The following is a 19834-nucleotide window of genomic DNA, read 5'->3' as shown; positions in this document are numbered from 1 at the left end:
AGTTTCTGCATTGCGGAACGGCAACGAGAGGAGCCGCACGTGTCCACAGGTGGCGTGCAGTCCCTGCAACGTGCCTTCGACCTGCTGGAACACCTGGCCGACGCAGGCGGCGAGGCCTCGCTCTCCGAGCTGGCCGTCTCCTCCGGCCTGCCGCTCCCCACGATCCACCGCCTCATCCGCACCCTCGTCACGCTCGGCTACGTCCGCCAGAACAGCAACCGCCGCTACACCCTCGGCTCGCGCCTGATCCGCCTCGGCGAGACCGCCTCCCGCCAGTACGGCACCTGGGCCCGGCCGTTCCTCTCGGCCTTGGTTGACTCGGTGGAGGAGACGGCAAACCTGGCCGTCCTGGACGGCGACGAGGTCGTCTACGTGGCGCAGGTGCCCTCGAAGCACTCGATGCGCATGTTCACCGAGGTGGGCCGCCGCCTGCTGCCCCACGGCACCGGCGTGGGCAAGGCGATGCTCTCCCAACTGCCGCGCGACGACGTGCGCGCGCTGCTGGACCGCACCGGCCTGCCCGCGTACACGCCGAACACGATCACGGACCCGGTCGAGCTGCTGGACTCGCTCGACGAGATCGCCGCGCGGGGGTTCGCGCTGGACGAGTCGGAGCAGGAGCTCGGGGTGCGCTGCATCGCGGTGCCGGTGATCGGCGGCCCGACGCTGGCCGCGGTGTCGGTGTCGGGCCCGGAGGGTCGCCTGACGAAGGACGCGGTGACGCGGATCCTGCCGGAGGTGCTGGCGGTGGCGAAGAAGCTGGCGGACCAGACCGCCACCGCCTGAACGGCGTTACCCGAGCAGCGCGTCCACGAACGCGCCGGGCTCGAACGGCGCCAGGTGGTCGGCTCCTTCGCCGAGGCCGACGAGCTTCACCGGCACTCCGAGCTCCCGCTGCACCTGGAACACGATTCCGCCCTTGGCGGTCCCGTCGAGCTTCGTCAGCACGATCCCGGTGATGTCCACCTGCTCGGCGAACACCCGCGCCTGCGTCAACCCGTTCTGCCCGGTCGTCGCGTCCAGCACCAGCAGGACCTCGTCCACCACGGCCTGCTTCTCCACGACGCGCTTGACCTTGCCGAGCTCGTCCATCAGGCCCTTCTTGGTGTGCAACCGGCCCGCGGTGTCGATCAGCACGGTCGACACCCCGGTGTCCACGCCCCGCTTCACGGCCTCGAACGCCACCGAGGCCGGGTCGCCGCCCTCGGGCCCGCGCACGGTCTCCGCACCGACGCGCTTGCCCCACGTCTCCAGCTGGTCAGCAGCCGCAGCACGGAACGTGTCCGCAGCCCCGAGAAGCACCGTGCGCCCGTCTGCGACCAACACCCGTGCGAGCTTGCCCGTAGTAGTGGTCTTGCCGACGCCGTTGACGCCCACGACGAGCAGCACGGCGGGCTTGCCGGCGTGCGGCAGCGCCTTCAACGAGCGGTCCATCGACGGGTTCAGGGCCGACACGAGCACCGAGCGCAGCAGAGCGCGCGCCTCGGCCTCGGTGCGCACGCCGGAAGACACGATCTTCGCGCGGAGCGTGTCGACGATCTCCGACGTGGTGGCGGCGCCCAGGTCCGCGATCAGCAGCGTGTCCTCGACGTCCTGCCAGGAGTCCTCGTCCAGGTCACCGGCGCCCAGGAGCCCGAGCAGCGAGGAACCGAAGCCGCTGCGGGACTTGGCGAGCTTGCCGCGCAGGCGTTCCAGGCGCCCGGCGGTCGGCTCGATCTCCTCGATCTCGGAGGCCTCCTCGGGGAGGTCGACCTCGACGAAACCGCGCTTGACCGAGTCGCGCGGCACGGAGGCGTCGTCGCCGACACCGGGCTGGCCGTCGACCTCGGTGCGGTCGGCGACCGGGTGCTCGACCGGCGCGACGACCTCGGCAGCGGACGCCTCGGGCTCGGCCACCACGGGCTCGGCAGGCTTGGGCTGGGCAGGCTCGGGCTGGGCAGGCTCGGCTGGGCAGGCCTGGGCGCAGGCCGCGCGACCACCTCGGCCTCCGCGTGCGCGACGGCCTCCGCCTCGGAGGCGTCGGGTGCGGCCGGCGCGAGCGAGATGCCGGACGAGGCATGGTAGCCGGCCGGACGCGGCGTCTCCTCCTTCTGGGTCAGGCTGATGCGACGGCGACGCGTCAGCACCACGCCGGTCACCAGCGCGGCGATCAGCACGACCGCGACGACGATGAGGATCAGGATGAGGGAAGACGTCACGGGAGCATCGTTTCACAGGGGTCCATGTGACCTGTCAACGAGATAGTGCTCAATTAGGCGAAGATTTCACCGGAGGTCTTGCGCCCGATCGCGGTGTGGAATAGACCACACGTCGTGAGGGTGATCGGACTGATTTCCGGCACGTCGATGGACGGCATCGACGTGGCCGTCGCCGACCTGTCGATCAGCGGTGACGTCGTCGAGCTCGTGCCGGTGCAGCACGCCGAGCACCCGTTCCCGAAGGATCTGCTGGAGAAACCGCGGGACCTCGCTGAAGTGTGCGCCTTCGACACGTCGCTGGGGCAGGCTTTCGGCGAAGTCGCCGCCGGATACCTGCCGGCGGACCTGATCTGCTCGCTCGGCCAGACCGTCCACCACGAGGTGCAGGACGGCGACTGCCTGGGCACGCTGCAGCTCGGGCAGCCCGCGTGGATCGCGGAACGGACCGGCGTGCCCGTGATCGCCGACCTGCGCGCCCGCGACGTGGCCGCCGGTGGGCACGGGGCACCGCTGGCGAGCACGCTGGACGCGTTGTGGCTGGCCGGGATGGACTGCACGCCCGCGGTCGCGCTCAACATCGGCGGCATCGCGAACATCACCGTCGTGCGGCGGGGTGCCGCGCCGATCGCCTACGACACCGGCCCCGGCAACGCGCTCATGGACGCCGTCATGGAGGTCATCTCCGCCGGGCAGCGCCGCCAGGACACCAACGGCGAGTTCGCGAGCCGCGGCACCGTTCGCGACGACGTCCTCAAGAAGCTGCTGCGCGACCCGTACTACGCCAAGCCGTGGCCGAAGTCGACGGGCAAGGAGCACTTCAACGCCGAGTACCTGCAGGGGTTCCCGACCGTGCCGGCCGAGGACATGCTGCGCACCCTGGCCGAGCTGACCGCGCGCACGATCGCGGACGCCTGCCGGGCGCACGACGCCGGCGTGGTGGTCGCGTCCGGCGGCGGGATGCGCAACCCGGTGCTCGTGGAAGCGCTCACCCAGGCCCTCGACCCGATCCCGTTGCGGATCAGCGACGGACTGGGCCTGCCGCGCGACGGCAAGGAGGCCTACCTCGCCGCGCTGCTCGGGTTCCTGACGTGGCACGGGGTTGCGGGCAACACGCCGTCCGCGACCGGTGCCTCCGGACCGCGGTTGCTCGGCAGCATCACCCCCGGCAGCGGGCCGCTCAGGATGCCCGAACCGCACCGCACCGCCGTGACCAAGCTGAAGGTGGGGGAACCGAAGTGCGCGGACTAGACCTGGCGATCATCGCCCTGTTCCTCGTCGGCATGCCGTTGCTCGGAATATGGATCGGCGGCAGGCAGAAGTCGGCCACCGACTACTTCGTGAGCGAGAAGCGCATCTCGTGGTGGGTGGTGTGCCTGTCCGTGGTGTCGGCGGAGACGTCGACGCTCACGGTGCTGAGCGTGCCCGTCATCGCGTACATGGCCACGCCCGCGCAAGGCGGCATGACGTACCTGACGCTCGCGCTCGGGTACATCGTCGGGCGCATCATCGTGTCGTTCGTGCTCTTGCCGCGGTACGTGAAGGGCGACCTCGTCACGGCGTACGCGTACTTGGGCCAGCGGTACGGCAACGGCATGCGTGCCACCGCGTCGGTCACGTTCCTGTTCACCCGCCTGCTCGCGGACGGCATCCGGCTCTTCGCCACGGCCATCCCGATCAAGATCGTGCTCGCGCAGTACGGCATCACCGCGTCGTACTGGGTGATCGTGCTGACGCTGGGCATCGCGATGGTGTTCTACAGCTTCTTCGGCGGCGTGCGCGCGGTCGTGTGGGTCGACGCGATCCAGATGCTCTGGTACGTCCTGGGCGGCCTCGTGGTGATCTGGGTGCTGGCGGGCAAGCTGCCGGACGGCTGGTTCGGCAAGGCAGCCGACGCCAACAAGTTCCAGCTCTTCGACTTCGCCTCCTCACCGCTGACGGGCGCGTACCCGTTCATCGCGGCGTTCTTCGGCGGCGCGCTGCTGTCGATGGCCTCGCACGGCGCGGACCAGCTGATCGTGCAACGGCTCATGGCCACCAGGGACGTCAAGGCCGCGCAGAAGGCGTTGATCGCGTCCGGCTTCGTGGTGTTCCTGCAGTTCGCGTTCTTCCTGTTCATCGGCGTGATGATGTGGGCGTTCTACAACGGCGTCGACCCGGTGAAGGACCTGGGGCTCAACAACAAGGACGAGCTCTTCGCCCACTTCATCGTCTCCATGCCGAGCGGCCTGTCCGGCTTCGTGATCGCCGGCATCCTCGCCGCCGCGCTCTCGTCGTCGCTGGGCGCCTTGGCCTCCAGCACGGTGACCGACGTCTACGAACGCGTCCGCAAGACGCCCATGACCGACGAGGAACGCCTGCGCCACGGCCGGATCTGGACCCTGGTGTGGGCGGGCCTGCTGGTCGTCTGCGCGGGCCTGTTCGCCTCCTCGAACAAGACCACGGCCGACCCGATCGTGGTGCAGGCGCTCGGCATCGCCGGCTACACCTACGGCGCGCTGCTCGGGGCCTTCCTCCTCGGCCTGGTCTTCAAGCGCGCCGTGCAGGTGGACGCGATCATCGCGTTCGTGACGACGGTCGTCGTGGTGGGCTTCGTGATCCTGGGTGTGAAGTTCGTCGGGTCGACCCCGACGATCGACTTCGCGAAGGCGGACGCGACGCGCAAGTCGTTGACCGGCTGGTGGAACACGCCCCTGGGGGTGGCGGTCACCCTGCTGGTCGGAGGGTTGTTGTCGCTCCGGCACTCACGCCGTGTGCCGGTACGCGACGAGCTCGACGTGGAGTCGAAAGCCTAGGCGGTCGAACATCCGCTGCGAGCTCTCGTTGCCGGAGTGGATGGAGGCGGCGGCCTGCGGTCGTGCACCGTGGTCCGCCGCGAGCTTCCACAGCAGTTCGGTGACGAGCGCGGCACCCACGCCTTGGCCGCGAACATCGGGTTCGACGGCCACGAAGTCGACGTAGTACTCCTCGGGCTGGGCTTTGCCGGCCGCGTACCCGAGCACGCGGTGACCGTCCATGGCGACGACGACGGTGCGGTTCTCGGGTTTGGACTCGACGAGCTGCTTGCCGGACAGGTAGGTCCGCGGAAAACATCGCTCGTGCAGCACGGCAACGGCCTCGTGCACGTGCTTGTCGGTGGGCAGGACGCGCATCTCGCGTTCGCTGGGGCACTTCGCGTCCCTCAGCAACAACGTGCGCAGGTCCCCGTTGTCGAGCACGTGGATGGCGCTCGCCTTGCCGGCACTGAAGTGGTGCCGCTCCGCGAACGCCGCGAGTCGTCGGTGGGCGGTGTGCCCGTAGAGCTCCAGGTCGGTGATGCCGGTGAGCATCTCGGCGGCGCGCCGGAACATCGCGTCCGCGGTCTGGTCCCAGATCCGGCTGCCCGCCGGGTGGTTGACCGGAACGTCGACGAACGGCCCGTGCAGCCAAGCACGCCCGAGCTCCGCGTCGACCTCGACGCTGAGCATGCCGGTGATGTTGTCATCGGCGTCGGTCGCCACCACCGTGCAGTCGGCCCAGCTCGGCTCGAACTCGCCGAGCTCCGCGCGGAGCTCGTCGACTGTCTCACCGAGGTAGCCGATGTGGTGCGCGTTGTCGGCCTGGAGCCGGACCAGCAGCGCCATCGTGGCGCCGAGGTCGCCAGGTTCGGCGAAACGGATGTCGTACATGCCAAGAATGGTTGCTCGCACGGCCGTTCGAAGCGAGGGAGTTTTCCCGGCCACGTCAACGGGCGGGACGACACCTGCCCGGACCAGCGCAAACACCCTTCACACCGTCGTGACCGGTACAATCGCGCGGTGCCCCCTGAGGACCGCCCCACCAACTCGGTGAGCGGCACGGTCCACGTCCCGGTCGTCCAGGTCGGCGGCGACGTGCACGGCGGGATCCACTTCCACGCCGCGCCCGAGATCTCCTGGCCGGTGCGGGTGGGCGTGGTCCCGCGAGAGGCCGACTGCTACCAGAGCCGCCCCGCGGACGCCGCGCTGTCCTGCGGCCTGACCGTGCTGGTCGGCACAGGCGGTGTCGGCAAGACCCAGACCGCCGCCCGGCACGCCCGCGGTGCCGGCCACGACGTGGTCGTCTGGGTCACCGCCACGACCACCCAGACCGTCCTCGCGGGCTACGCCGAGGCGGCTGCCCGGCTCCTGCTCGCCGAACCGGGCACGGGTGTCACGACGGCCGCCACGCGGTTCCTGTCGTGGCTGCAGACCGCGGAGCGCACCTGGTTGATCGTCCTCGACGACGTCGTCGACCCGGCGGCCATGAGGGGTCTCTGGCCGTCCGGTTCCGGTCAGACGCTGGTGACCACCCGGCGCCGCGACTCCTCGATCCTGCGCGCCGACGCGAACGTCGTCGACGTCACGATCTTCAGCGCCGAGCAGTCGGAGTCCTACCTCGCGGCCAAGCTGGCCGCACATCCCCGGCTCCACGCCGGGGCGGCGACACTGGCCGCCGCCGTCCACCACCTGCCGCTCGCACTGGCCCAGGCCGTCGCCTACCTGGTGGACCGCGGCCTCACGTGCCACCAGTACGTGGACAGGTTCCAGCACCAGAGGCTCACCGCGCTGGCGCCGGAGCCGTCCGGACTGCCCGACGACCACCGCGCCACCGTCGCCGTCACCTGGTCGCTGTCGATCGGACTCGCCACCTCCTTGGCGCCGCTGGCGAAACCGATGCTGCAACTGGCGTCGTTGCTCGACCCGCACGGCGTCCCCACCGCCGTGCTGACGAACGAGACGATTCTCCGCGGCGCCGACGGCGACGACGCCGCCGACACGGTGCGCTGCCTGCACCGGCTGGGCCTGGTGGAGCTGAGCACCGACGGCCGCATGGTCACCATGCACCCGTTGGTGCAACGCGTGACCCGGGAGGACATGACCGCGGCGGAACTGGCGGGACTTGCCCACCCGGCCGCTTTCGCGCTCGCCGCCTTGTGGGAAACCGACCCGCTCGACCCGGCTCTGGTGCCCTCGTTGCGCGCCAACACCTCCGCGCTCATGGCCGCCGCGCTCCACCACCTGGTCGGACCCGGCTGCCACGCCGTCCTGTTCGCCTGCGGGGAGAACCTCAGGCGTGCGGGCCTGCTCGCCGACGCACGTCAGCACTACGAACAGGTGCTCCGGCTGGCTCACCCGCTGCTGGGCGGCGAACACGAAGAAGTCCTGTTCATCCGCATCAGCCTGGCGAACATCAGAGGTGACCTCGGCGACATCGGTGGTGCCGTCGAGGAGTTCTCCCGGCTGCGGGACGACTGCCACCGCGCCCTGGGCGCCGACCACCACCTGTCACTCGGCGCACGGGGGAATCTCGCCAACCGGCAGTTGGAAGCCGGCGACGTCAGCGGGGCCTTGGCGGCCTTCGCCGAGCTGCTCGCCGACCAGACGCGGTTGCTGGGCCCGTACGCGGAGCAGACGTTGACCGTCCGCAACAACCTCGCGCACGCGAGAAGCGCGGCCGGCGACACCACGGGTGCCATCGTGGAGTTGGAACGGTTGCTCGACGACCTGCGCCGCGTCTACGGCCCGTTCCACCCGACAACGCTGTTGTCCCGGGCGAACCTCGCGTCGAACCGGGCGGATGCCGGTGACGTCGCCGGAGCGGTCGTCGAGTTCGAAGGACTCGCTCAGGAGTACGAACGGTTGTTGGGCACGGACCACAAAGACACGCTCACGGCTCGTATCAACCTGGCAGCGCATCGCGCCAAATCGGGGGAATTCCACCGCGCGATCACCGAACTCGAACAGCTCGTCCACGACTGCACGAACGCACTCGGCGCCGGACACCCGCGAACCGTGCTCGCCTGGGGACTCCTCGAGGAAGGCAGGCAGGCGGTCCGCCACCTCTCCGACACGGACCACGGGCAGACGTGACGCACGTCTCAGTGAGTCGACAAATCGACAGGTGATGCGAGGCGCAACCACCAGATTCGGGCTTGCAGGCCAGGTGAGGGTGGGGGACTCTTCTACGGTGAGTGAGGAAACGATCCAACTCGATCTCAACGAATCCGGGGTGGCCGTCGACCTGCCGCTGCCGACGAACAACCGGGACCAGGTCCAGGGTGTTCCGTACCGGCCGGTCGAATTCCGTGACGATGATCTGCCCACCGCCCTCGAACGTGCCGCCGCGTGGCTGCGGCAGACGCAGGAGTGGCTGGGCGAACCCGTGGACGTCATCGCGGTCCACCTGGACTACGACGACACCAAGGGCAACCCGTACTACGACCTCAAGCTGCTCTGCAACGACGAGGACCTGGCGGGTGTGCCGAGGGTCATCCGAGACAAGGAAGGCGCCGGTACCGGTCAGTAGCTTTTCCGGCTACTTTCGAGGTATGTCGGATCTCGTGTACCCCCCGGTGATCGCCGCGGCCAAGCTCATGTTCCGCGTGCTCGACCTGCGGATCACCGTTCAAGGGGCGCACCACGTGCCGCGTGAGGGCGGGGCGGTGCTGGCGTCGAACCACGTCAGCTACCTCGACTTCATCTTCGCGGGTTACGGGGCGCGTCCGTCGGGGCGGCTCACGCGGTTCATGGCGAAGCACGAGATCTTCGCCAACAAGGTCGCAGGCCCGCTCATGCGCGGCATGCACCACATCCCCGTCGACCGGAGCGCGGGTCAGGCCTCCTACCAGCAGGCGCTGTCCGCGCTCCGCGACGGCGAGGTCGTCGGGATCTTCCCCGAGGCCACGATCAGCCGGTCGTTCACCGTCAAGGAGATCAAGTCCGGGGCGAACCGGCTGGCGCACGAGGCCGGTGTGCCTCTCGTGCCCGTCGCCCTGTGGGGGACGCAGCGGCTGTGGACCAAGGGGCGCAAGAAGGACCTCACCCAGCGGCACGTGCCCGTCACGATCCTCATCGGCGAGCCGTTCGAGGCCTCGCCCGGTGACTCCGGGGACGCGTTGCTGCGCGAGCGGTTGCAGGAGCTGCTCGACACCGCGCAGCGCGACTACCCCACCGAGCCGGGTGCCTGGTGGGCGCCGCGGCACCTCGGGGGCACCGCGCCGACGCCGGAGGAGGCCGCGCGGCTCGACGCGCGCAGGCCTGGGTGACACCGGCTGAATGGCCGCTGACCTGCGGATGCAAGGTTTCTACAAGCTCGGTGCGGCAGAGTTCTCCCTGCGCACCGGGTAGCGGTGAGGTGGACACCGGGGGACCTCACACCGGCCGGCGCGCGGACTGCGCCAGCGCGGTGATCGGGGGACCTCCTTCGGAGGAGGGTCACCGCGCCGGCGCAGTCACACGAAGGCCGCGGCCGGAGCTGGTCTTGCCCCCCAGGCACCGCTCCGGTCGCCCTTCTAGGCCTCGTCCGCAGCGGCAGCAGGCGCCTCGGCAGCGGTCGCCGCGGCAGCGGGCGCGGCAGCCACCGGCTCGTCGCCCTTCGTGCGCAGCCGCTGCGAGATCACCTGCGAGATGCCGTCACCGCGCATCGAGACGCCGTACAGCGCGTCCGCGATCTCCATGGTCGGCTTCTGGTGCGTGATGATCAGCAGCTGCGACCGGTCGCGCAGCTGCTGGAACAGGCCGATCAGGCGGTGCAGGTTCGTGTCGTCCAGCGCCGCCTCGACCTCGTCCATGACGTAGAACGGTGAGGGGCGGGCGCGGAAGATCGCGACCAGCATCGCCACGGCCGCGAGCGACTTCTCGCCACCGGAGAGCAGCGACAGGCGCTTGACCTTCTTGCCGGGCGGGCGGGCCTCCAGCTCGATGCCGGTGGTCAGCATGTCGCCGGGCTCGGTCAGCACCAGCCGGCCCTCGCCGCCGGGGAAGAGCACCTTGAAGACGACCTCGAACTCGCGCGCCACGTCCTCGTAGGCCAGCGTGAAGACCTCGAGGATCTTGTCGTCGACCTCCTTCACGACCGTGAGCAGGTCGCGGCGGGTGTCCTTGATGTCCTCCAGCTGGGTGGAGAGGAACTTGTAGCGCTCCTCCAGCGCGGCGAACTCCTCCAGCGCCAGCGGGTTGACCTTGCCCAGCAACGACAGGTCACGCTCGGCCCGCTTGGCGCGCCGGGCCTGGGTGTCGCGGTCGTAGGGCGAGGGCTGCGGCTCGGAGACCTGCTCACCGCGTTCCTTCGCGGCCTCGTACTCGGCGAGCTCCGCGGCGGTCGCGGGCACCATCACGTCGGGGCCGTACTCGGTGACGAGGTCGTCGAGACCGATGCCGAAGTCCTCGGCGATCTTGGTCTCCAGCTGCTCGATGCGCATGCGCTGCTCGGCGCGCAGCACCTCGTCGCGGTGCACGGCGTCGACGAGCTTCTCCAGCTCGCCGGACATCTCGCGCACCAGGTTGCGCACCTGGGTCAGCAGCAGCTCGTGCTGGGCACGGCGTTCCTGGGCCTGGTCGCGTTCACGGGCGGCGCGCGCGAGCGAGACCTCGATGCGTTCCAGCGCCTGCTCACCGCCGCGCACGACGGCCTTGGCGACCACGGCGCCACGGGCGCGGTGGCGGTGGCGGGCGTGGCGTTCGCGGGCCTCGCGCTCGGCACGGCGGCGGCGCAGGCTGTCCGCCTTGCCCTGCAACGCACGCGCGCGCTCCTCCGCGGTGCGCTGCACGAGCCGGGCGTCCATCTCGGCCTGACGCGCGGAGGCGAGCTCGGCGGCCAGCGCGTCGCGCTGGTCGGTGTCCGGCTCGTCGTCCATGGTCTGCTCTTCTTCGGCCATCAGCAGCCGCTCTTCGAGCTCGCCCAGCTTCAGCAGGGCTTCCTCGCGTGAGCGTTCGACCTTCGCGCGCTGCTCGGTGATCCGGTCGACCTCGGCCTGCGCGGACCGCACGGCCGTGGCCATCCGGCTCAGCCGCTCGCCGGAGCGGGCCTGGCGGACCTTGGCCTCCTGCACGGCCTCCTTGACCGCGTCGAGCACCTTGCGGCGGGCCTGCTGCTCGGCACGGGCGCCCTCCAGCGCCGCGGAGGCGTGCTCCAGCGCGCGTTCCGCGGTGGCGAGCTGCTCCTGGGCCTCGTCGACGGCGGCCTGCACCTCGATCACGCTCTGGCCCTGCCCGCCGGAACCACCGACGGCCCAGTCCGTGCCGAAGAGGTCGCCGTCGCGGGTCACCGCGCGCACGTCCAGGCGAGCAGCGGTGTCCAGGTCGTCGACCACGGCGAGGCGGTCCAGGGCGCGAGCCAGCGCGGGACGCAACGCCTCGGGCGCGTGCACCACGTCGACCGCCCACCGCGCGCCGTGCGGCAGCTGCCCCCACTGCGAGGTGTCCACAGCGGAGCCGTGGGAGCCGATCAGCACACCGGCGCGGCCGGCGTCCTTCTCCTTCAACAACTTCAACGCGGCCAGCGCGCCGTCACCGGACGACACCGCGACGGCGTCGGCGATCGGGCCCAGCGCGGCTGCCAGCGCCACCTCGTAGCCGGTGTCGACGGTCAGCAACGCGGCCACCGACCCCAGCAGCCCCGGCACGTCCGACGCGAGCAACGCGCCGGCGCCGTCCTTCCGGGTCAGGCCGAGGGAAAGAGCGTCGACGCGGGCCCGCCACGACGCGATGTCGCGCTCGGCGGTGCGTTCGGCCTTGACCAGCTCCTCGACGCGCTGCCGCCCGGCGTCGTTGGCCAGCACCGCCTGGCGGAGGCGTTCGTCCAGGTCGTTGTCGCCCTCGTCCTCGAAGCCGGTGACCGCCTGTGCCTCGGCCAGTTCGACGGACGCGAACTCGGCGCGTTCGGCGGCCTCCGCGATCGTGCCGGACAGGCGCTCGATCTCCTCGGCGGTCGCGTTCGTCTTGCTGCGCAACGCCTCCACCTGACCGGACAGGCGCGCGAGGCCCTCCCGGCGGTCGGCGATCGCGCGCACGGCGGCGATGTGCGCCTTCTCCGCCTGCGAGACCATGCGCTCCAGCTCGGACCGCGTCTCGACGGCCTCGGCGAGCGCGATGCGGGCCTCGGTCACGCCCTCCTGGAGCTCCAGCTCCATCTCGGCGGTCTCCTCGGCCTCGCGGTCGAGGTCGTCGGGGTCACGGCCGCGCGACGGGGCGTCCACGTCCGCGGACAGGTGCCGCGCGCGTTCGGCGGCCAGGCGCACGGTGCCGCGCAGGCGTTCCTCCAAAGCGGACAGCCGGTACCAGGTGTCCTGGGCCGCCTGCAGCTTCGGGGTGTCGGCCGCGACCCGCTCCTCCAGCTCGTTCTGCTGGTACTGCGCGGCCTGCAACGACTTCTCGACCTCGGCGCGGCGTTCCCGGGCCTTCGCCTCGTCGTGCTCCTCCTGGGCGATGGCCTCGCGCTGGGTCACCAGGTCGTCGGCGAGCAGGCGGAGCTTCGAGTCCCGCAGCTCGGACTGCACGACCTGGGCGCGGCGGGCGATCTCGGCCTGCTTGCCCAGCGGCTTGAGCTGGCGGCGCAGCTCGGTGGTGAGGTCGGTGAGGCGCGTCAGGTTGGCCTGCATCGCCTCCAGCTTGCGCAGCGCCTTTTCCTTGCGCTTGCGGTGCTTGAGGACGCCGGCGGCCTCCTCGATGAAGGCGCGGCGTTCCTCCGGTTTGGACTCGAGGATCGCGGCGAGCTGACCCTGACCGACGATCACGTGCATCTCGCGGCCGATGCCGGAGTCCGACAGCAGCTCCTGGATGTCCATGAGCCGGCAGGAGCTGCCGTTGATCTCGTACTCGGTGGCGCCCTCGCGGAACATCCGGCGGGTGATCGACACCTCGGTGTACTCGATCGGCAGCACGCCGTCGGAGTTGTCGATCGTCAGCGTCACCTCGGCGCGGCCCAGCGGCGCGCGGCCGGAGGTGCCCGCGAAGATGACGTCCTCCATCTTGCCGCCGCGCAGGTCCTTGGCACCCTGCGTGCCCATCACCCAGCGCAGCGCGTCGAGCACGTTGGACTTGCCGGACCCGTTGGGGCCGACCACACAGGTGATGCCGGGCTCGAAGCGCAGCGTGGTAGCCGAGGCGAAGGACTTGAAGCCCTTCAGCGTCAGGCTCTTGAGATGCACGCCGCGCAGAGTACCCAAACGCTTGCGGCGGTTGCGGGAGGCGGGGGTTGACCAGCGATTCCCAGTGCTGTGGCCGTCTGAGCGCCGAAAATGCGGCGATGGTCGGCGGTCACCGCACTAGGGGCGCAGAGTGACCAGCAACCCGCTTTCGTCGGAGACCTCCAGCCGGTCGATCTGGTCGACGCTGAACGACGTCGAACCCGGAATGCGCTCGTCAGCGGTGTGGTCGGAGCCCCACCAGCCGCCGACCTCGCGCTGGCCCCGCCGGTCGAACACGATGACCTTGCAGCGCGCGCCCGGTTTCACGTTGCCGAGCTTGAACCGCATCTCGGTGCCCCAGGTCTTCTGGATCATCGCGACCTCGGCGTTCACGCCGGTGCCGGTGTCGTTCGCCGCCCACGTCGGGGCCGGCGGGGGCCGCAGGAACAGGACCCCGCCGGCGAGCGCGAGCGCCACCAGGACGGCCGCGCACACCAGCACCACGCGGCGGTGGCCGCGGACCGGTTTCGGCGGCTGCGCCGGCATGTCGTCGAGGCGCTCGACGTCGTCCAGGGTCAACCGGCCGAGCAGGCCCGGCAGCGGGGCGAACCGGAGCACCTCGGCCCGGCAGGCCTCGCAGCCGGGCAGGTGCCGTTCGAACGCGGACCGCTCCTCCAGGTCGAGCGATCCGAAGAGGTAGGCGCCGACGTCGACGGTGTGCGTGCAGCTCATGCCTCGGTCACCCCTCTCTCCTCCAGCGCGTCGCGCAGCGCCCGCAGCGCGTAGAAGCAGCGCGACTTGACCGTGCCCGGCGGGACGCCGAGCGTCTTGGCGGCTTCGGCGACCGTGCGGCGCCGGTAGTACAGCTCGACGACGACCGCGCGGTGCTCCGGTGTGAGGGCCCGCAGCGCCGAGGCGATCTGCCACGTCTGCAGCACGTGCTCGACCTGGTCGCTGACCGGTGGCAGGTCCACCGGTTCGAGCGGCACCTCGGTCGCGCGTGCCCCGCGGCGCCGGTATCCGGAGATCACCAGGTTCTTCGCGACCGTGTAGAGCCACGGCGCCGCGTCGTCGGGGTTCAGCTCGTCGTGGTGCCGCCACGCGCGCAGCAGCGTCTCCTGCACAACGTCCTCTGCCTGTTGGTAGTCGCCGTCGACCAGCCGCAGCACGTAGTGCAGCAACGGGCCTCGCCAGCGCTCGTACAGCTGGATGAGGACGTCTTCGCCGGAGTCCACGCTCTCCTCTACGCCAGTCGTTGCCAGAAAGTTCAGCGCTCGACGAACCCGGTCAGCCCACCACGCGCTGTCGACCACTGCTCACCCACAGACTCCACGTGTCCGGGAGTTTCACCCGAACGGAGAGCTTTCAGCAGTTGTTCACACTTCTCGCGCGGCCCCTCCGCGACCACCTCGACCCGCCCGTCCTCGCGGTTCGAAGCACTCCCGACCAGGCCTAGTTCCAGTGCACGGGCCCGTGTCCACCAGCGGAAACCCACGCCTTGCACCCGTCCTCGCACCCACGCGTTCAGTCGTACGTCCACGTCCGAATGGTCCCCTAGTGACATAAGGTGACCGAAGACGCACTCGGGGCTTATCACCCATTAGTGGTACGGTCCCGAGCCGTGAGTGCCCGCAGCCTCTTACTCGGCCTGCTGATCGGTGCAACCGGCGTCGGCGGCCTCGCCGTCAGCGGTACCTCCCCTCTCGGCATCAGCTTCAACACCGCCGCGCAGCAGGAGAACACCGACGCCGCGACCCAGTTCGGGTCGGGCAGCGTCGCCGCACCCGGCAGACAGACGCTCGACGGCACCCCCGTGCCGGGCACCGCCACCCCGCCGTCGTCCTCCTCCGCTCCCACCACGTCCTCGACGACGGCGACCCCCTCCTCCACCTCCTCCTCGTCGGCGGCTCCCACCACCACGACCACGACGCCGCCCGAGGCACCGAAGCCGCCGGACCCGCCGAAGCCGCCCACGGGTGACAAGACCCCGGAGCAGGCCGTGCTCGCCCTCGTGAACGACGCCCGCGCCGCCAAGGGCTGCAAGGCGCTCGTGATCGACGACCGCGTCACCACCGCGGCCCAGGCGCACAGCACCGACATGGCGAGCCGCAAGTACTTCAGCCACGACACCCCCGAGGGCGTCGACTTCGCCGAGCGCATGAAGGCGGCCGGGTACCCGAAGCCCGGCGGCGAGAACATCGCGCAGGGCTACCGCACGCCCGAGCAGGTCATGCAGGGGTGGATGAACTCGTCCGGCCACCGGGCGAACATCGAGAACTGCAAGTTCACGACCATGGGCGTCGGTCTCGACACCCGCGGTTTCTACTGGACGCAGAACTTCGGCTTCTGACGGCGACACAAGCGGCTACACAGACGGCTACTGACGGTTCGAGCAGGGGAAACTTCGTGTACGAGAGCCCGGAACCTGACGCGCGCTCGCGCTTTCGCGGTGCGCCGCAGGTCATCCTCGCCGCCTCCGGCGTGGTGCTGGCCACCGTGTTCGCCGCGGTCGCCTCGCTGGCCGCCGGCTCGGACTCGGCGTCCGAGCCGCCCGCCACGCAGCAGCCGCGCAAGGAGGCCGTGCGCGACGCGTTGACCATCATGCCGACCTCGGCGCCCACCTCGTCGACGGTGGAGGTGACCTCGTCGACGTCCGAGACGACCACGTCGGCCACCACGACCACCTCGAAGAGGCCCACGCGCGTCACCACCATCACGCGCCCGGACGGCACCACGACCACGGTGACGACCGAGGACCCGCCACCGGTGGTGACGACCGAGCCGACGAAGCCCACGTCGTCCTCGACGTCGACCAAGCCGACCGACCCGACGACGACGGATCCCACGACCACCACGACGAGCCCGTCTTCAACGACGCCGCCTGCATAGGGTTACGCCCGTCACCGTGACGTGACACAGAGCTACACGAAGGTGTGGCCCTGCTGAGGTCTTGATGCGTTTCCGCCGATAACTCGAACGCAAAGCCATCCAACCGGGTTTCCCACGAGGAGATGGGTGTGTTCGAGGAAGATCATCGGCAGTCACCCGACGCGTCGGCCGCACCACCGAAGAAGCGCGTCGGCACGGCGGTCGTGCTGGCCGCCGGCGGCGTCGTCGTGGCCACGCTGTTCGCCACCGTCGCCGCCATGCTCGCCGCCTCCGGCCAGGAGGCCTCCCCGGAGCGCGCGACCGCGGACATCGTGCAGACGATCACCTCGGTGGCCCCCGACGGCAGCACCAGCACCGTCGTCGTCACCGTGTCGTCGTCGGCCGGGGCGTCCGGCAAGGCCGGCTCCGGCCGCAAGCAGGCCGCCCGCCCCGACGAGCAGGCCAAGCCGCAGGACCCGGCCGCGCCGCCGCAGGTGACGACGAACCCCGCGGATCCGACGGAGACGAACAGCAACCCGCCGACCTCGTGGACCGAGCCGGCGACGTCGACCTCGTTTCCCACGACGTCCACGCCGAGCGCGGAACCGACCGCGCCCGCGTCGAGCTCCAGCGCACCGGTCGATCCGCCGAAGCCGTAGGTCCTACGGCTCGAACCGGTAGCCCATGCCCGGTTCGGTCAGCAGGTGCCGCGGCCGGGCGGGCTCCGGTTCCAGCTTGCGCCGCAGCTGGGCCAGGTAGACCCGCAGGTAGTGCGTCTCCTTCTCGTACGCGGGACCCCAGACGTCGCGCAGCAGCTGTTTCTGCGCGACGAGCTTGCCGGCGTTGCGCGCCAGCACCTCCAGCAGACCCCACTCGGTGGGCGTGAGGTGCACCTCCTGCCCGTCCTTCAGCACCCGCTTGGCAGCCAGGTCGACGGTGAACGAGGCCGTCGTCACCACGGGCTCGTCCTCGGGCCCCGTGACGGCCGAGCGGCGCACGGCGGCACGCAGGCGGGCCAGCAGCTCGTCCATGCCGAACGGCTTGGTGACGTAGTCGTCGGCACCGGCGTCCAGCGCGTCGACCTTGTCGTGCGAGTCCGTGCGCGCGGACAGCACGATGATCGGCAACGTGGTCCAGCCGCGCAGGCCCGCGATGACGTCGGTGCCGTCCATGTCGGGCAGGCCGAGGTCGAGGACGACGACGTCGGGCCTGCCGTCGGCGGCCAGCCGCAGCGCCGTCGCACCGTCGGGCGCCGTGAGCACCTCGTAGCCGCGGGCGGACAGGTTGATCCGCAGCGCGCGCACGATCTGCGGCTCGTCGTCGACGACCAGCACCTTCGTCACAGGTCCCCCTCATCGGCCGGCAGGGCGATCACCACGGTGAGGCCGCCGCCGGGTGTGTCCTCCATGGTGATCGTGCCTCCCATGGCCTCGGTGAAGCCCTTCGCCACGCTCAGGCCGAGACCAACGCCACCCGGTGTGCGGTCGCCGAGGCGCTGGAACGGGGCGAACACCGCGTCCGCCGACCCGCTGGGCAGGCCGCGGCCGTGGTCGACGATGCGCAGCTCGACGTCGGAGCCGTGGGCACTGGCTCGCACGGCCACGGCACCGGCGTAACGCAGCGCGTTGCCCACCACGTTCGCGATCACCCGTTCGAGGAGTCCGACGTCGGCGCGCACGGGCGGGAGCGACTCGGGCACGTCGACCTCGACGTCGCCGGTCAGGCCGCGCAACGCCAGCGCCACCGCCTCGTAGTAGCCGACCGCCCGGAACTGCGGTTCGACCGCGCCGGTGGCGAGCCGGGAGGAGTCGAGCAGGTTGTCGACGAGGCCGGTGAGCCGGTCGGCGGACTCCTCCACGGTCTCCAGCAGCTCGCCGGTGTCCTCGTCCGACAGCGTCAGCTCCGGGTCGCGCAACGCACCCACCGCCGCCTTGATCGACGTCAGCGGGGTGCGCAGGTCGTGCCCGACGGCGGAGAGCAACGCGGTGCGCAGCTCGGTCCGCGACGCCTGCCGCTGCGCGTCCAGCGCCTGGTCGGCCATCCGCTGCTGCCGCAGCGCGAGCAGGGCCTGGCCGGCCGCCGCCTCCAGCACCCGCCGGTCCGACGCCGGCAGCGAGCGCCCGGGCCGCCAGGTGCACCTCGGGGGTCACCGCGACGTCGATCTCGGCCTCGTCGGGCTCGTCCGGCGGGTGCGCGCCCACGGCGGCCACGCGCTGCCATCCGCCATCGGACCGTTCGAGCAGTGCGACGGACGCCAGCCCGAAGTTCTCGCGCACCTTCTCGAGCAGCCGTGCCAGCGGATAGGGGTTCGTCAGGACGGTGCGCGCGTACGAGGCGAGAAGCGTGGCCTCGGTGCGAGCGCGCGCGGCCTGGGTGGCGCGCCGGGCGGCGTTGTCGACGACCAACGCGGTCGACACGCCCACGATGATCATCGCGACGAACGTCAGCACGTTCTGCTGCGCGTTGATGGTGAACGTGTAGATGGGCTCGGTGAAGAAGTAGTTCAGCAGCAACGCGCTGACCAGCGCGGCGGCGATCGCCGGACCCAGCCCGCCGACGATCGCCACGACCAGCGTGACCAGCAGGTACTCGATGACGTTCGTCGAGAAGTTCAGGCCCTCCCGCAGCGTCGCGCCCGCCGCCGTGACCACCGCCGGTCCCGCGACGGCCAGGAACCAGCCCCACGCGAGCCTGCCGGGCCGCAGCGGGCTCGCGGCGAACCGCGCCCGCCAGCCCCCGCTGGTAGCCGCGTGCGTGACCATGTGGACGTCGATCGCGCCGGACTCCTGCACGACCGTCGACCCGATGCCGGCGGAGAACACGCGCGCGAGCCGCGAACGGCGTGAGGTGCCGAGCACGAGCTGGGTCGCGTTCACTCCGCGCGAGAACTCCAGCAGCGCGGTGGGCACGTCATCGCCCACAACGGTGTGGAACGTGGCTCCGACGTCCTCGGCGAGCTTGCGGTACTTCTGCAGTGCGTGCGGGTCGGCCCCTGCCAGCCCATCACCGCGTAGGACGTGCACGACCAGAAGGTCGCCACCCGCGCGCGTGGCGATGCGGCGCGCGCGGCGAATGAGCGTCTCGCTCTCCCCGCCGCCGGTGATGGCGACGACGACTCGTTCTCGCGTCTCCCAGGTGTCCGTTATCCGCTGTTCTGCCCGATAACGCAGCAAAGCGACATCGACCTGGTCCGCCACCCACAGGAGTGCGAGCTCGCGCAACGCCGTCAGGTTGCCGACGCGGAAGTAGTTGCCCAGTGCCGCGTCGATCCTGGTGGCCGCGTACACGTCACCGTGGGCAAGCCGGCGCCGCAAGGCTTCCGGTGTGAGGTCGACGAGCTGGGTCTGTTCTGCTTTGCGGACGACCTCGTCCGGGACGGTTTCCTGCTGCGGCACACCGGTTATGCGCTGAACGACGTCGTTGAGCGATTCCAGGTGCTGCACGTTGACGGTCGAGAGCACGTCAATGCCCGCATCCAGGAGTTCTTCGACGTCCTGCCACCTTTTTGCATTACGCGATCCCGGCGCGTTCGTGTGCGCGAGTTCGTCGACGACGGCGACCTCGGGCGCACGGGCCAGCACGGCGTCCACGTCCATCTCGGAGAGTTCGACCCCGCGGTGCGTGCTGTGCCGGCGCGGCACGATTTCCAGTCCCGCGACCAGTTCCGCGGTCTTCGCGCGGCCGTGCGTCTCCACAAATCCGATGACCACATCTGTGCCGCGTTCCCGGCGGCGGTGCGCCTCGCCGAGCATCGCGAACGTCTTGCCGACACCGGGTGCGGCACCGAGGTAGATGCGGAGCTCGCCACGTCCGCGTTGCACACTCACCTCGTCAGTCTGCTCCCGTGCACCCACCGGCCGTTCGG

15 protein-coding genes and 2 pseudogenes are annotated in these 19834 nt (G+C 70.6%); 9 read left to right on the top strand and 8 right to left on the bottom strand.

Annotation, left to right across the window (positions count from 1 at the left end):
- Positions 1-39: 39 nt before the first annotated feature.
- A complete protein-coding gene (locus BBK82_RS21870) occupies positions 40-786 on the top strand; it encodes an IclR family transcriptional regulator (protein WP_065916669.1) in 747 nt (248 codons plus the stop codon).
- A 6-nt stretch (positions 787-792) separates the two neighbouring features.
- On the opposite strand, the pseudogene ftsY reads toward BBK82_RS21870, so the two are convergent.
- A pseudogene (gene ftsY / locus BBK82_RS21865) lies at positions 793-2198 on the bottom strand (signal recognition particle-docking protein FtsY).
- A 120-nt stretch (positions 2199-2318) separates the two neighbouring features.
- On the opposite strand from ftsY, the gene BBK82_RS21860 reads away from it, so the two are divergent.
- Positions 2319-3446 carry an anhydro-N-acetylmuramic acid kinase gene (locus BBK82_RS21860; RefSeq protein WP_179953826.1) on the top strand — a complete coding sequence of 376 codons (1128 nt, stop codon included), beginning with the start codon at positions 2319-2321 and terminating at the stop codon, positions 3444-3446.
- The gene (locus tag BBK82_RS21855) at positions 3434-4990 is read left to right on the top strand and encodes a sodium:solute symporter (RefSeq protein ID WP_065916667.1); all 1557 of its coding nucleotides are present in this window, start codon (positions 3434-3436) and stop codon (positions 4988-4990) included. The genes BBK82_RS21860 and BBK82_RS21855 overlap by 13 nt, the downstream gene beginning before the upstream one ends.
- Here BBK82_RS21855 and BBK82_RS51660 read toward each other — a convergent pair.
- Positions 4940-5863, bottom strand: coding sequence for a GNAT family N-acetyltransferase (locus BBK82_RS51660; protein ID WP_065916666.1), 924 nt, complete (start codon positions 5861-5863; stop codon positions 4940-4942). The two genes, BBK82_RS21855 and BBK82_RS51660, sit on opposite strands and share 51 nt — an antisense overlap.
- A 129-nt stretch (positions 5864-5992) precedes the next feature.
- Here BBK82_RS51660 and BBK82_RS21845 point away from each other — a divergent pair, with 129 nt between their 5' ends.
- The 3 genes from BBK82_RS21845 (at position 5993) to BBK82_RS21835 (ending at position 9240) form a co-directional block, all read left to right on the top strand.
- Positions 5993-8065 (top strand): tetratricopeptide repeat protein, encoded by a 2073-nt coding sequence (locus BBK82_RS21845; RefSeq protein WP_170067947.1) that lies wholly within the window; start codon positions 5993-5995, stop codon positions 8063-8065.
- Positions 8066-8162: 97 nt separating this feature from the next.
- Positions 8163-8501, top strand: coding sequence for a hypothetical protein (locus BBK82_RS21840; protein WP_065916664.1), 339 nt, complete (start codon positions 8163-8165; stop codon positions 8499-8501).
- Positions 8502-8523: 22 nt separating this feature from the next.
- Positions 8524-9240 (top strand): lysophospholipid acyltransferase family protein, encoded by a 717-nt coding sequence (locus BBK82_RS21835; RefSeq protein WP_065916663.1) that lies wholly within the window; start codon positions 8524-8526, stop codon positions 9238-9240.
- Positions 9241-9486: 246 nt separating this feature from the next.
- On the opposite strand, the gene smc is transcribed toward BBK82_RS21835, so the two are convergent.
- The 4 genes from smc to BBK82_RS47635 form a co-directional block, all read right to left on the bottom strand.
- The gene (gene smc / locus BBK82_RS21830; protein ID WP_065916662.1) at positions 9487-13122 is read right to left on the bottom strand and encodes a chromosome segregation protein SMC; all 3636 of its coding nucleotides are present in this window, start codon (positions 13120-13122) and stop codon (positions 9487-9489) included.
- A 117-nt stretch (positions 13123-13239) separates the two neighbouring features.
- Positions 13240-13833 carry an anti-sigma factor family protein gene (locus BBK82_RS21825; RefSeq protein ID WP_065916661.1) on the bottom strand — a complete coding sequence of 198 codons (594 nt, stop codon included), beginning with the start codon at positions 13831-13833 and terminating at the stop codon, positions 13240-13242.
- Complete coding sequence (locus BBK82_RS21820; RefSeq protein WP_083268076.1) at positions 13830-14336, bottom strand: sigma-70 family RNA polymerase sigma factor; 507 nt, start codon at positions 14334-14336, stop codon at positions 13830-13832. Before BBK82_RS21820 ends, BBK82_RS21825 begins: the two co-directional genes overlap by 4 nt.
- Positions 14337-14368: 32 nt before the next feature.
- Entirely contained in the window at positions 14369-14665 is a 297-nt protein-coding gene (locus BBK82_RS47635) for an acylphosphatase (RefSeq protein ID WP_071812646.1), read from the bottom strand.
- Positions 14666-14722: 57 nt separating this feature from the next.
- On the opposite strand from BBK82_RS47635, the gene BBK82_RS21815 reads away from it, so the two are divergent.
- From BBK82_RS21815 to BBK82_RS21805, 3 genes are all read left to right on the top strand, one after another.
- Positions 14723-15451 carry a CAP domain-containing protein gene (locus BBK82_RS21815; RefSeq protein WP_237048304.1) on the top strand — a complete coding sequence of 243 codons (729 nt, stop codon included), beginning with the start codon at positions 14723-14725 and terminating at the stop codon, positions 15449-15451.
- A gap of 56 nt (positions 15452-15507) precedes the next feature.
- Positions 15508-15990 carry a hypothetical protein gene (locus BBK82_RS21810; protein WP_065916659.1) on the top strand — a complete coding sequence of 161 codons (483 nt, stop codon included), beginning with the start codon at positions 15508-15510 and terminating at the stop codon, positions 15988-15990.
- A gap of 128 nt (positions 15991-16118) precedes the next feature.
- Complete coding sequence (locus tag BBK82_RS21805; RefSeq protein ID WP_154697424.1) at positions 16119-16628, top strand: hypothetical protein; 510 nt, start codon at positions 16119-16121, stop codon at positions 16626-16628.
- A 3-nt stretch (positions 16629-16631) separates the two neighbouring features.
- On the opposite strand, the gene BBK82_RS21800 is transcribed toward BBK82_RS21805, so the two are convergent.
- Together BBK82_RS21800 and BBK82_RS21795 are read right to left on the bottom strand one after the other, a co-directional pair.
- Positions 16632-17312 (bottom strand): response regulator, encoded by a 681-nt coding sequence (locus tag BBK82_RS21800; RefSeq protein WP_065916657.1) that lies wholly within the window; start codon positions 17310-17312, stop codon positions 16632-16634.
- Positions 17309-19796: pseudogene (locus BBK82_RS21795) on the bottom strand (sensor histidine kinase). Before BBK82_RS21795 ends, BBK82_RS21800 begins: the two are co-directional and overlap by 4 nt.
- Positions 19797-19834: the final 38 nt, after the last annotated feature.

This window comes from Lentzea guizhouensis (genome assembly GCF_001701025.1).
In the GTDB taxonomy this organism is placed as follows: Bacteria; Actinomycetota; Actinomycetes; order Mycobacteriales; family Pseudonocardiaceae; genus Lentzea; species Lentzea guizhouensis.
The sequence above is the reverse complement of the archived record's forward strand: the minus strand, read 5'-3'. Positions and strand labels throughout refer to the sequence as shown.

Bases quoted from the DNA above. Each gene is read 5' to 3' on its own strand.
- BBK82_RS51660 (WP_065916666.1), bottom strand. From the start codon at position 5,863: ATGTACGACATCCGTTTCGCCGAACCTGGCGACCTCGGCGCCACGATG.
- BBK82_RS21825 (WP_065916661.1), bottom strand. From the start codon at position 13,833: ATGAGCTGCACGCACACCGTCGACGTCGGCGCCTACCTCTTCGGATCG.
- BBK82_RS47635 (WP_071812646.1), bottom strand. From the start codon at position 14,665: ATGTCACTAGGGGACCATTCGGACGTGGACGTACGACTGAACGCGTGG.
- BBK82_RS21835 (WP_065916663.1), top strand. From the start codon at position 8,524: ATGTCGGATCTCGTGTACCCCCCGGTGATCGCCGCGGCCAAGCTCATG.